The sequence below is a fragment of the Candidatus Viadribacter manganicus genome (genome assembly GCF_001679665.1).
Taxonomy (GTDB): domain Bacteria; phylum Pseudomonadota; class Alphaproteobacteria; order Caulobacterales; family Aquidulcibacteraceae; genus Vitreimonas; species Vitreimonas manganica.
Map to the genome: position 1 here is coordinate 2,746,304 of NZ_CP013244.1, position 12,912 is coordinate 2,759,215.

General features: G+C 60.7%; 9 protein-coding genes. 6 read left to right on the forward strand and 3 right to left on the reverse strand.

From position 1 onward, the window contains the following. Nucleotides 1-2: 2 nt before the first annotated feature. Together ATE48_RS14025 and ATE48_RS14030 are read left to right on the forward strand one after the other, a co-directional pair. The gene (locus tag ATE48_RS14025; protein ID WP_066772521.1) at nucleotides 3-1,997 is read left to right on the forward strand and encodes a tetratricopeptide repeat-containing sulfotransferase family protein; all 1,995 of its coding nucleotides are present in this window, start codon (nucleotides 3-5) and stop codon (nucleotides 1,995-1,997) included. Then, the gene (locus ATE48_RS14030; protein WP_083197358.1) at nucleotides 1,994-3,553 is read left to right on the forward strand and encodes a tetratricopeptide repeat-containing sulfotransferase family protein; all 1,560 of its coding nucleotides are present in this window, start codon (nucleotides 1,994-1,996) and stop codon (nucleotides 3,551-3,553) included. The genes ATE48_RS14025 and ATE48_RS14030 overlap by 4 nt, the downstream gene beginning before the upstream one ends. Here the strand turns inward: ATE48_RS14030 and ATE48_RS14035 are convergent. After that, entirely contained in the window at nucleotides 3,550-4,497 is a 948-nt protein-coding gene (locus tag ATE48_RS14035) for a TauD/TfdA family dioxygenase (RefSeq protein WP_066772523.1), read from the reverse strand. The two genes, ATE48_RS14030 and ATE48_RS14035, sit on opposite strands and share 4 nt — an antisense overlap. A gap of 59 nt (nucleotides 4,498-4,556) precedes the next feature. Here ATE48_RS14035 and ATE48_RS14040 point away from each other — a divergent pair, with 59 nt between their 5' ends. After that, nucleotides 4,557-5,567, forward strand: a complete 1,011-nt coding sequence (locus tag ATE48_RS14040; RefSeq protein WP_066772525.1) for a hypothetical protein — start codon at nucleotides 4,557-4,559, stop codon at nucleotides 5,565-5,567. On the opposite strand, the gene ATE48_RS14045 is transcribed toward ATE48_RS14040, so the two are convergent. Beyond that, entirely contained in the window at nucleotides 5,564-6,211 is a 648-nt protein-coding gene (locus ATE48_RS14045; protein WP_228126631.1) for a carboxymuconolactone decarboxylase family protein, read from the reverse strand. The genes ATE48_RS14040 and ATE48_RS14045 overlap by 4 nt on opposite strands. 186 nt (nucleotides 6,212-6,397) lie before the next feature. Here ATE48_RS14045 and ATE48_RS14050 point away from each other — a divergent pair, with 186 nt between their 5' ends. Both ATE48_RS14050 and ATE48_RS14055 read left to right on the forward strand, forming a co-directional pair. Further along, nucleotides 6,398-6,595 carry a hypothetical protein gene (locus tag ATE48_RS14050; RefSeq protein ID WP_066772527.1) on the forward strand — a complete coding sequence of 66 codons (198 nt, stop codon included), beginning with the start codon at nucleotides 6,398-6,400 and terminating at the stop codon, nucleotides 6,593-6,595. Next, on the forward strand, nucleotides 6,588-6,836 hold the full coding sequence (locus ATE48_RS14055; RefSeq protein WP_066772528.1) for a hypothetical protein: 249 nt from the start codon (nucleotides 6,588-6,590) through the stop codon (nucleotides 6,834-6,836). Before ATE48_RS14050 ends, ATE48_RS14055 begins: the two co-directional genes overlap by 8 nt. 114 nt (nucleotides 6,837-6,950) lie before the next feature. On the opposite strand, the gene uvrB is transcribed toward ATE48_RS14055, so the two are convergent. After that, nucleotides 6,951-9,269 (reverse strand): excinuclease ABC subunit UvrB, encoded by a 2,319-nt coding sequence (uvrB, locus tag ATE48_RS14060; protein WP_083197359.1) that lies wholly within the window; start codon nucleotides 9,267-9,269, stop codon nucleotides 6,951-6,953. Between the two features lie 599 nt (nucleotides 9,270-9,868). Here uvrB and ATE48_RS14065 point away from each other — a divergent pair. Continuing rightward, a complete protein-coding gene (locus ATE48_RS14065) occupies nucleotides 9,869-12,832 on the forward strand; it encodes a TonB-dependent receptor domain-containing protein (protein WP_066772530.1) in 2,964 nt (987 codons plus the stop codon). Nucleotides 12,833-12,912 lie beyond the last annotated feature (80 nt).

Sequence of the window (12,912 nt, forward strand, 5' to 3'; positions counted from 1 at the left end):
ATATGACCGCAACTCCGGCTCTACTAAAAGAGGCGATGCAATCCATGCGCGCCGATCCGGCGCGCGCTGCTGCGCTGTGCCGGACTGTGCTGCAAGCCGAGCCGAGCAACAATGATGCGCTGATGTTGCTCAGCGAGGCTCTGCGTCTCGGTGGCGATCTTGCCGGTGCGCGCGCGATTGTTGCGCCGCTCGCAGCCGCTAATCCGACTTGGTTTGGGGCTCAAAGACAACTTGGTGTCATTTACGCAGCCATGCGTGAGCCGTTGGCGGCTTCAATCGCGTTTCGCGCCGCCGCTGCGAGCACGCCCGTGCACCCAACGATCTGGCGCGACCTTGCTCTGCAATTGTCCCTCGCGGGTGATGAGGCAGCCGCACGCGAAGCACGCACACGTCATGCGGATTTGCCCATAGCCGAGCTCACGCTTGTGAAGGTGGCGACGTTGCTGCGCGCCGATGATCTATCAAGCGCTGAGGCGGCAGTGCGCGCCTATCTCGCTGAGCACGCTGATGATGTCGCGGCGCTCAATTTGCTGGCCGAAGCCCAAGCCCGCGCAGATCGGCCGGACGAGGCTGAAGCAACGCTAAGACGTTGTATCGCTTTGGCGCCGACGTATCGCCGCGCCCGCCATGCATTGACGCAACTTCTACTTGGCATGTCGCAATTGGAAGAAGCTTTGAGCCAAGTGCAGCAACTCGTACTGCTGGATCCCAACAATGCCGGCACAAAGCGTCTTCACGCTGCCGTGTTCATGGCGATGGGCGCCTACGACCGCGCGATAGAAATTTACGAGCCCTTGGTCAAATCCGAGCCCAATCGTGCGGGGTCATGGCTGAGCTACGCGCACGCGCTGAAGACGCTCAATCGCACAGAGGAGGGGATCGGCGCCTATCGGCGCGCCAGCGACCTCTCACCGCAATTGGGTGAAGTCTATTGGAGCCTCGCGAACCTCAAGACCTTCACGTTCAGCGATGCGGATGTCGCGCACATGCAGGCGCAAGCGAAACGAAGCGATATCGGCGCCGAGGATAAGGTTGGCTTCCTCTTTGCGTTGGGCAAGGCAGCGGAAGATAACCGCAAGCCCACGGAGGCGTTTGCACATTATAGTGAAGGCGCGGCGCTTCACCTGAAGGCATCGAACTACGAACCAGGTCGGTTCACGCCCATCGTTAATCGCAGCCGTGAAGTATTCACTGAAAAGTTCTTCGCGGATCGCGCGGGTGTAGGCTCACAAGCCAATGATCCGATCTTTATCGTCGGTCTGCCGCGCGCGGGTTCAACGTTGCTTGAACAAATTCTGGCGTCACACTCGATGGTCGAGGGCACATCGGAATTGTCCGACATGCACCTCGTGTCACAAAGCTTGCTGACGCCGGCGGAAGCGCGGGCCGGCCGCATCTTCGTCGATGCCGTTGCCGATCTCGATCACAGTCGTTTCAAGCAATTAGGCGAGACCTATCTGCGCACGACCCAACTCCACCGCACACTCGGCCGCCCGATCTTCATCAACAAGATGCCCAACGACTTCATGCACGTCGGGCTCATTCATTTGGCTCTGCCAAATGCCAAAATCATTGATGCGCGCCGTCATCCTATGGCGTGCGGTTGGTCTTGCTTCAAACAGCACTTCGCGCGCGGCCAGTTGTTCACTTACGACCTGAGTGAGATCGGCCGTTACTATGCCGACTATGTGCGCCTGATGGCGCATTATGATGAAGTCCTTCCGGGGCGCGTCCATCGGGTGATCCATGAGCATCTCGTGACCGACCCTGAAGCGCACATTCGCGCTTTGCTCGAGTATTGCGATCTCCCGTTTGAGGACCAGTGTCTGCGCCCGCACGAGAATGAGCGCGCCGTGAAAACCGCGAGCTCCGAGCAGGTGCGCCAACCCATCAGCGCAAAAGGCTTCGATAGTTGGAAGCCCTACGAGCCGTATCTCGGGGCTTTGAAGGAAGCGCTAGGGCCGGTGCTCGATGCGTATCCGGAAACACCGAAATGAGCGTGCAGGCTGCGCAAGCGTTTTTGGCGCGCCGTGACTTTGCAAGCGCGAAACAAGCCGCAGAGGCGGTTCTGCGCGAAAGGCCGAGCGACGCGCAGGCTAACCAGATTGCCGGCATAGCCGCGCTTGAGATGGGCGAGGTGGAGACGGCAAAGCAGCACTTGCGCCGCGCCGATGCCGCCGCACCTGGTCAACCCCACATCTTGAACGCGCTGGGCGTTGCTTGCCGCCGCTTAGGCGAACTCACTGAGGCGCGCCGCTTGTTCGCGCGGTCCGGCCAGCGCGGTTTGATTGATGGCTGGCGCAATCTCGGCAATCTCGAAGCCAATGCAGGCGAGGCCATTGCGACCTCTCGCGCATACGAAAAGGCGCTGAAGTTGAGATATGACGACGCGGTCTCGCACGCTGGCTTGGCGCAAGCGCTGGAATTACTCCACAAGGCCGATCTCGCGCGCGACCATGCCGCGAAGGCGCTCGCGCTCGATCCTTCGAACGAGATTGCCGAACTCACGCTCGCCAATCTCGCTATGCGTGACGGGAATGTTGACGAAGCCGAGCGCTTTGCCGGATCGGTGGCTAAACGCACGCGATCCCCGGTCAATCAAGCCCTCGCATGGGGCATCGTAGGCGATGCGCGCGACCGAGGCGGGGACGCTGCCGAGGCGTTCGCGGCATTCGCTGAGGCCAATCGCATTTTACTCAGTTTGAACCAGGCGCACCTCGGCGCCGCGCACTTGCCGTATCATCCTGAAGGCGTTGCTCGCATGCGGGCGTTCGTAGAGCGCGAAAACTTTTCGCCATGGCCCCAGTCTGAGGCGCCGGCGCCAGTTTTTCTGGTGGGCTTTCCACGCTCCGGCACGACACTGCTTGAGCAAATCCTTTCCGCTCACTCGCAGCTCGTGTGCATCGAAGAACGAGAGCATCTTGCGCAATCTGCTTTGGACGTCGCAGCCCATCCTGAAAGGCTCGCGACCCTTGACGATGCAGCGATCGAGGCGATCCGCGGCGAATATTGGCGCCGCGTTCGCGCTGAGGTGAAGGTCGGCAAATGGCAGGTGGTGGACAAGCTGCCGCTGAACATCATTTTCCTGCCGCTCATCCGGCGTGTGTTTCCCGGCGCCAAAATCCTTCTGGCGCTCCGCGATCCGCGCGACGTTGTGCTTTCGTGCTTTCAGCAGCGCTTCGGCATCAATGCCGCCATGGTTCAGTTTCTCGATCTAGGTTTAGCCGCCGCCTACTACGACAATGTGATGTCGCTGGGATTGCTGTGCCGCGAACGGCTTGGACTGCCGGTGCATGAAGTGCGCTACGAGAGCGTCGTGGGCGATCTTGAAGGCGTCGCGCGAGGCGTCACCCAATTTCTCGGCTTAGATTTCGAACCGGGGATGCTGGCGTTCCGCGAGGCAGCGCTTAAGCGCAACATCAATACACCTTCTGCCCGCCAAGTCGTGCAGCCGGTCTATTCAAGATCGCTCGGGCGGTGGAGGCGATATGAAACCCAGCTGCAGCCGGTTCTGCCGCTCTTGAATCAGTGGGCCGCGCGACTGGGCTATTAAGCCAGGACCGGCGGCTTGAACGATGCCGAGCGCCATGGGAATTGTTTCTCTCGCGTGGCGATTTCGGCAAAGCGCACATAGCCGAAGAATGTCGCGATACGCCGTTCGCTGATGTCGGTGATCGGGCGTCTGCCATGCATGAAGCGCGTGTTGTCCAGGATGACGACATCGCCACTGCGCCACGGCACGGGGGTCTCGAGCCGGTCCGCGACGGCTTTGATCTGATCGAGCAGATCGTCCGGAACGAGATCGCCGTTTTCGAACGTCGGAAAAATCCGCAGCCGATTGAAGTAGCGCGCGAAGAACAGGAAATTTCCGAACGCCAGCTCATCGGAAAACATTGGCTTGTGCAGCGCCGGCATGACGAAGAAGCGATGGATCTTGCCGTTCGCGCGCTCGAACGAATAGGGGCAGGGGGCTGGCGGATTGGCCAGCGCCGCGTCGTCGGGTTCGGCGGCGCCTAGCCAGAACAAGCACTCGGCCGGTGTCGCCATTTGGCGATAGCGCAGTTGGCGCCCGGCGAGCGCGTCTTTGACGGATGCCGGTAGTTGGCGGACGATTTCGACGCCGTCGCACACCGTGGTTTGGCCGCCGTTTGTCGGCGCCTGCATACACCAGAAAAAGCAGATGTCCGGCTTCCAAGGTTCGCGCGAAAGCTCGGGGTGCAGAGGAAACGCTTGGTCGCCCAAATTCACGGTTTGGATGTTCTGCTCGGGATCGAGCACTTCGCGGCCCGGGCTTTCGTTAAAGACCGAGCTGGTGCAGAGCCGCTTGGTGAGATCACGGAAGCGGTCGAGATCGACATCGAAGCCGCGCAGCAGGATCGCGCCGAAACGTTTGTAGGCGCCGATCAATTCGCTTTCTGGGAGCGCGCTGAGCCGGCCGCCTTCAGCGGCGAAGGTGGCGTAAGGCGTTGCCGGATTTGGTGGGATAAGAGCGGCCATGCGAAATTCGTTACTACTACAACTACCACAAATCGTCGCTGGTGACCTAAAATAGCAGCATGAACCTGAAGTCCATCCTCACCAGCCCCGATCTTTATGTCCAATCCTTCGACCGGGATGAGGCGATTTGTTTTGAGATGGATCAAAGCGCGTATCAGCGTTCGATTTTTCTCGATCGTCGCATTGCCGCAAAGAACATGGCGCATGAGCGGGTTCGGCGCTCGGATGTTCTGGCGGCAGTGAAAGGCGCGCCGGCGCAAGGGCCGATCAATTACATCTTTCACATCGCTCATTGCGGTTCGACGCTGTTGGCGCGGGCGTTGGATTTGCCGGGGCAAAACCTGGTGCTGCGCGAGCCTTTCACGTTGCGCCAGCTGGGCGTCGAGGCGGCGAACGGCGCAGAGGATGCAGCGAGCATCGAGATGATGCGGGTGCTGCTGGCGCGGCGCTACAATGAAAATGGCCCGGTTATCGTGAAGGCCAACGTGCCGGTGAACTTCATGATCCCGGCTCTTATGCGTCCGCAAGCCGATCAGCCGGCGATCGTTTTGCACTATGCGTTGGAGGATTATCTCTTGGCGATCCTGCGCTCGGAGATGCACCGCGGCTGGGTGGCGCATGTTTCCAACGAATTAAAGCCGGGGATCGAAAAGCTCACCGGGCGGTGCGCGGCTGATGAGAGTGTCGCGGTTTCGGCGGCGCGTTTGTGGCTGGCTCAACTCCTGCAGTTCGATGCGGCCCTTGGCGCATATCCCAACACCAGGAGTCTCAGTGCTGAGGATTTATTCGAGCAGCCGAACGCCGTGCTCGGCGCGGCGTTCACGTTGTTCGGGCAACCGCAGAATGAAGCGGCCCTGGATGCGATCGTTTCGAGCGAGCTTTTCACCCGCTATTCCAAGGACCCGCGCCACAAGTTCGACAATGCCCAGCGCGTGGTGCGGCGGGCGAAGCTGAAAGAGGATCTTGCTGATGAATTGGAAGCAGGGCGGGCTTGGGCTTTGGCGCATGCTGGGCAATTGCCGAAGCGTTTATCCAAGCCGCTCGTTGGCGACGGCTGCGATCTTCTTTAGCCGCGCGCGTCCAAGTCCGGATCGAGCTTTTGGCCTTCATCGAGCTGAACGCCGAATGTGTTCAGCATCATCGAGACTTGCGTGTACTGACCGACAGTAAAGACGACGTCCATGCACTGGCGTTCGCTGAAATGCGCCTTGAGCGCCGCCCACACAGGCTCTGAGACGAATTGGCGTTCGTGAAGATCATCGCAAGCGCGGATGAGAGCGGCGTCGGCGGCGCTCCAGCCTGGAGCCTCGGCGCCGGTCTTGATCGCGGCGATCTCAGCATCGCCCATGCCGCCGCGGCGGACGATCTCGACGTGCTGGGTCCATTCATAGCCCGAGCGGCAAAGATAACCGGTGCGCAAGATGACGATTTCGCGCTCGCGCGGCGCCAGTGAATTGCCGCGCAAGATGTAGTTTCCCCACGAGAGAAAACGCGTCAGCGCTTCGGGCGCGTGCGCGAAGGTGCGGAAGATATTGAGCACCGGCCGGTTCGGCGCGGTGACAGGCGCGAGCGCTTGGCGCTGTTCGGGGGTCAAAGCAGCGTCGGTGAGGGCGGTGATGCGAGGCGTGTTGAGGTGCATGCTGTATTTGTAGACACGCGAGCTGGAATTGAACACTGCCGCCGACGCTACCGCCCGCGTCAGTGTGTTCGGCATAGAGATCGATGCAGTTCTTTGCTTTGGTCGGTAAGGTGGCTTTTGGGGAGCTTGGGGATCGATCTCACTCTATCTTCGGGTGGCTGTGGCCCTATTTGCTTGCTTTGAGACCCTGAAAACTCCATTTGAAAGCTAGACGCGATGGCGCTTTGCCCCCGCGCCGATTTCCAGTGAAAGAAAACCTTCATGGCGCCGACCAAGTTTAGCGCAGGCGAACGCGTATTCGTTGCGCGCGGCGGCAATTTCGGCGTGCAGCCTGGCGCTGTCGAAGTGCTTCGGGCGCTGCCGCGAGATTCAGGTCCGCAGCGTTACCGCGTGCGTGCAGTGGGCGAGACCTTTGAACGTGTGGTCGATGAGGCGCGCCTTGAAGCGGCGCATGAGTAGCGACCATGGCGTCTCGCGCTCGCCTAAGGCGATGGCGCTGACGCTCAAGTATCAAGATTCCGATGAGCACTTGTTGCGTCGTCTGGGGCAGGCCGTGGTGCTGCAATGGGATGAATTACCGGACGCACTGCAGGATGTGCTGATTGATCAAGCCGCCGGCGTCGCGGATCGAGAGGATGCGCCGCACGAAGCCGCGGATTTCGAGCGCTTTATTCGTGGCGTGAAGGCGAAGGCCGTCTAGGCTCTGCTTGTTTTGCCTTCGTGTGTGGGGTGGCGCAATTTTGCGCGCTTTCCACAGTTGGCGCTTTCGCCTCAGATTTGAAGCTCGCACCGGTCTTCTGCTTGGCTGGAGCGCTCAAGGCGCCTTCCTTCTCCGCCCACGATAAGGCGGCTTCTTCCCGCGCACTTTGGCGCCCGTCGCGGTCGCACGGTCGCCTTCACGGCTGGCGCGGACGGCGTCGTTAGCGGCGGCGGCAAGGGCGCTTTGGCGGGCGAGGGGATCATCCGCGATCAGCAATTCGGTTTCTTGCAGACGTTTGATTTCGTCGCGAAGTCTGGCTGCGGTTTCGAACTCGAGATCGGCGGCGGCGTCCTTCATCTGCTTTTCGAGATCGGCGATGTAGGACTTGATGTTGTGGCCGATGAAGGCTGAGCCGTCTTCGCCAACGCCGCGTGCGCGCTTGTCGCCGCCGGCGCCCCGCTTGAACGCCATCGGATCGCGCGGATCGATGGTGAGGCTGTCCTTCTCGTAGACGCTATCGAGAATGTCTTTGATGTTGGACTTGATCGATTGCGGCGTGATGCCGTGTTCGAGATTGTAGGCGGCTTGCTTCTCGCGGCGGCGCGCGGTTTCGGCCATGGCGCGCTGGATCGAGCCGGTTTCTTTGTCGGCATAAAGAATGACTTTGCCGTCCACGTTTCTTGCGGCGCGGCCGATGGTTTGCACCAGGCTGGTTTCGCTGCGCAGGAAGCCTTCCTTATCGGCGTCCAAGATGGCGACGAGGCCGCATTCGGGAATGTCTAAGCCTTCGCGGAGCAGGTTGATGCCGATCAGCGCGTCGAAGGCGCCGAGGCGGAGGTCGCGGATGATTTCGATGCGTTCGACGGTGTCGATGTCGGAGTGCATGTAGCGCACGCGCACGCCTTGCTCGTGCATGTATTCGGTGAGGTCTTCGGCCATGCGCTTGGTGAGCACGGTGACGAGGCTGCGCAGGTTCTTCCTCGCGGCTTCTTTCACTTCGGCGATGCAGTCGTCGACCTGGCTTGTGCCGTGCGCTTGCACCGGGCGAATCTCGACCGGCGGATCGATGAGGCCGGTGGGGCGGATGACTTGCTCGGCGAAGACGCCGCCGGTGCGTTCAAGCTCCCAGACGCCTGGTGTGGCCGAGACGTGAATGGTCTCGGGCCGCATGCGGTCCCATTCTTCGAATTTGAGCGGGCGGTTGTCCATGCATGAGGGCAGGCGGAAGCCGTACTCGCTAAGCGTCGACTTCCGATTGAAGTCGCCTTTGTACATCGCGCCGATTTGCGGAACGGTGACGTGACTTTCGTCAGTAAAGACGAGGGCGTTGTCGGGGAGATATTCGAACATGGTCGGCGGCGGCTCGCCGGCTTTGCGGCCGGTGAGGTAGCGGCTGTAATTCTCGATGCCGGCGCACGAGCCGGTGGCGAGCATCATCTCCATGTCGAAGTTGACGCGCTGCTCGAGGCGCTGGGCTTCAAGCAGTTTGCCGTTCTCGCGAAAGTAAGCGAGGCGGTGCGCGAGTTCGTCTTTGATGGAGGCGACGGCCTGTTCGAGCGTCATTTTCGGCGTGACGTAGTGCGAATTGGCGTAGACTTTGACGGCGCTCATGGTCGCGGCTTTGCGGCCGGTGAGGGGATCGAACTCGTCGATGCTCTCGACCTCATCGCCGAAGAAGGAAAAGCGCCAGGCGCGGTCTTCCAAGTGCGCCGGCCAAAGCTCGATGGTGTCGCCGCGGACGCGGAACATGCCGCGCGCAAAGCCTGCTTCGTTACGCTTGTAGTGGGTGGCGACGAGCTGGCGGATGAGTTCTTGGGACCCGAATTCGTCGCCGGTTTTCACGGTGAAGGTCATCGAGGTGTAGGTCTCGACCGAGCCGATGCCGTAAATGCAGCTGACGGAGGCGACGATGATTACGTCGTCGCGTTCGAGGATCGCGCGCGTTGCGGCGTGGCGCATGCGGTCGATCTGCTCGTTAATGTTGGATTCTTTTTCGATGTAGGTGTCGGTGCGCGGCACGTACGCTTCGGGCTGGTAGTAGTCGTAGTACGAGACAAAATACTCGACCGCGTTCTCCGGGAAGAATTGCTTGAACTCGCCATAGAGCTGGGCGGCGAGTGTCTTGTTCGGCGCGAGGATGAGCGCGGGGCGCTGCACCTGCTCGATGACTTGCGCCATGGTGAAGGTCTTGCCCGAGCCGGTGACGCCGAGGAGGACTTGGTCCTGTTCGTGCTTCTTGATGCCCCCGACGAGCTCGTTGATCGCGGTCGGCTGGTCGCCGGCGGGTTTGTAGTCCGACACCAGCTTGAAGCGCTGGCCGCCCTCGAGCTTCTCCCACTCACGCTTCGGCCGATGCGGCATCCACATGGCTTGGTTCGCGTCGAACGTGATGGGCGCCTCGGCGAGGCCTGGAGATTTCGGGGAACGGGCCATGAACGAGAAAGATAGGGCGCGGACGTTGCATGCGCCACCGGGGCTGCGGAGGGCGCTTACGAAAGTGGCAATCAATGTGGCGGGGAGGCAGTTTTTTGGGGGGGTGTCGCGGAGGCGGTCCGTTGCCACAATTGTGTGATGCCACTTAGCCGGTTTGGGCGCTCTGGTGTGTCTGAAGTGCTGTGGAGTTGCATTTACAGGAGTGTGATCGGCAGCATGGATGTTGAGCCCATGTAAATCCATGATTTTTATAAATAAATGGCGATTTGTAACGACTTGCTCGCTGAGTAGGCAGAGTGGAAAATACACCGCACGAAGCAAGGTTCCCGAGGCAAGATCGGTTACTGAAGCCGAATAGTCACACAACGCCTGCGCCTTCATGTTCGTGGCTGAAATCGGGCGTTCTGAAATTGACGTTGGTTAAAATGTGTCGTTAGCGTTTCCGCAGCATGGCGGGAGTCGACTGCCGGACGGTGTCCGGACGTCCCTGGGGGGACGTGAATCGATATTCGCCGACGCAACAGTTCGGGCGATTGTCGCTCGAAGGAGATCTTGGGTTCGCCAGTTGGTTGGCCCGGCGCTCTAGGGGGTTCGAAAACATGTCAAAGAAGACGCAGAATGGACGTAAGTCCCTGCTGACGGGCGCTTCGGTGCTCGCGGCGGCGGCTGCGGCGATCACGGCTACGCCGGCGATGGCCCAGGACGCTGAAGAAGAAGAAGCTATCGTTGTTACCGGCACGCGTCTCGTGCGCCAGGACTTCGAAGCCATCAGCCCGATCACGACGGTCGGCGCCGAGCAGCTCGAACTGACGGCCACGCTGACGACGGAATCGCTCTTGAACGAGCTCCCGCAGATCATCCCGGGCAACACCCGTACGTCGAACAACGCCGGCGGCGAAGACTTCGCCACGGTCGACCTGCGCGGCCTCGGCATCAGCCGCACGCTGATCCTCGTGAACGGCGAACGCGTCCCGGGTTCTTCGACCTCGGGCACGGTCGACATCAACACGATCCCGGCTTCGCTGATTTCGCGTATCGAAGTTGTGACCGGCGGCGCCTCGGCCGTGTACGGTTCTGACGCTCTCGCGGGCGTTGTGAACTTCGTGCTGAAGGACGATTACGAGGGCGGCGAAATCAACGTCACCTACGGCTCAGAGCTCGAAACCGGCAACGTCGCCGAATTCGAAATCAACGGCCTCGTCGGCGGTAACTTCGCCAACGGCCGCGGTAACATGACGGCGTACGCGTCGTACTATAACCGCGAAGGCATCCTGCAGTCAGAGTACGACTACTCACGTACGTCGGCCGCTCTCTGCTATGACTCAGCCCAAGGCGGTTACTTCATCTGCGATACCGGCGCTGAAGCTTACAATTCTTCGTTCCCGGGCACCGCGTTCCCGGGCGGTTCGGGCACCCCGCCATGGGGTTGGATCACGAACAACGGCGCCAACCCGTTCACGGGCTTGTCTGGCTTGCTTCCTGGCCAGTTCGGCGCTGCCAACACTGACTGTAACCCCAACACGCCTGGCGTTGCCGTCAACTCTGGCAACCTGTCGTTCAACGACGCCGGCGCTCTGACGCCACGCTTCACCAGCGGCGCGTGCGGCGTTCCGGATCGTGCGAACGGTTCATCGCGCTACAATTTCGCTCCGGACAACTTCCTGGTCATCCCGGGCGAGCGCATCGCTCTGTCGGCGAACGGTCACTACGACATCACCGACACCACGACGCTCAACATCTTGATGAACTACACCAACTCGCAGTCGGAAGTGCAGCTTGCACCGACGCCGGCGACCGGCCTGACCATCACGCTGACCCCGGCGATGCAAACGCTGATCCAAGCGAACGCTCCAGACCTCTGGACGGCTCTCCAAAGCCGCCCGAACAAGCTGGCGCCGTTCACGATGGATCGTCGTATGACGGAAGTTGGCACGCGTAATGGCTACTTCGAGAACAATTCCTTCATGTTCCTCGCGACCCTCGAAGGTTCGCTGGGCGACAATTGGGATTGGGCTTTGACCGCTTCGTACGGCCAAAGCGCGTTCAACACCCGCGCGGTCAACTCGGTCAACGCCACGGCGTTGCGCCAAGGTCTCGCTGGCTGCCAAGACGCGGCAGGCAACCCGCTGGGCGTCAACGCTCTGCCGGGCTGCGTTGCGCTCGACATCTTCGGCCCGAACACGCTGACCCCGACGATGCAATCGTTCATTCGCGTCAACACGTTCACCGACGTGAAGACCGAAGAAAATCGCATCGCTGGTTACGTCCGCGGCGACCTGTTCGAACTGCCGGCTGGCCCGATCGCAACGGTGTTCGGCTTCGAATACCGCGACTCGTTCGCTGCTCAGTACAACGACAACGAACAGCGCACGGGCAACATCTTCGGCTTCAACGCCATCCAAGATCAAGAAGGCCAAGTCGACGTGTACGAACTGTACACGGAAGTCGCGGTCCCGTTGATCTCGGAAGCGCCGTTCGCTCACTACTTGGGCCTCGAAGCCGGCTTCCGCCGTTCGAACTATTCCTCGATCGGCAACGTCGACACCTACAAGATCGGCGGCGAATGGGCTCCGGTTGAATGGCTGCGTTTCCGCGCTGTCTTCAACGAAGCCACCCGCGCTCCGAACGTGTTCGAACTGTTCCAAGCTGGTGACCAAGGCTTCCCGTCCTACACCGATCCGTGCCGTGACACCGCCGCTGGCGGCAACGGCGTTCCGGACGTCGCTGGCGTCACGCAAGCGTTCTGCGTTGGCCAAGGCGTTCCGATCGGCAACTATCCGGGCTTCTCGGCCAACAACTCGCAGGTGGAAGCCTTCGCGTTCGGCAACCCGAACCTCGGACCGGAACAAGCTGAATCACTCACCTACGGCTTCGTGCTGCAGCCTGATTGGTTCCCGATCGGCGACTTCCGCATGACGGTTGACTATTACGACATCGAGATCACCGACGTGATCGCGGCGTTCGGCGCGCAGTTCTTCATCAACGACTGCTACGTCAACGCCAACCTCACGAGCTGCGCTCGCGTCGTTCGCGACACGGTCACAGGTCAAATCGACTTCGTGAACACCAGCCGCGGCAACCAGGGCACCTTCCAAACGAGCGGCTACGACATTCAGTTCGAATGGTCGCTGCCGATCGGACCGGGCCAGCTCACGATCAACGAGCTGTACTCGATCGCGGAAGAGTTCGCGTTCAACGGCAACGATTTCGTCGGCACGTCAACCGGCGCTATCGGTGGTGCGATCCCGGACTACAAGTCGGTTCTTTCGGTCTCGTACAATGTCGGCGATTGGACCCTCTTCGGTCGCTGGAGCTACGTGCCGGAACTCGACGAGACGGCCGTGTTCGGTGTCCCGAGCATGACCCCGGAAGCCAGCTACGTCGACGTGTCGACCCGCTGGAACGTCACCGACAACTTCACGCTCACGGCGGTCATCGACAACTTGTTCGACGAGTACCCGCCGCAGACCTTCGGTGGCTTGTTCAGCCAAGCGAACACCGACCCGCAGGTCTACCGCGTGCTCGGCCGCTCCTTCACGATCTCGGGCCGTTATCGGTTCTAATCGGAAGGGCGAAAGTCCTAACACTAGAGGTGGCGGGTCCTTCGGGACCCGCCACTTTCTTTTTGGGCTCATGGATGCGC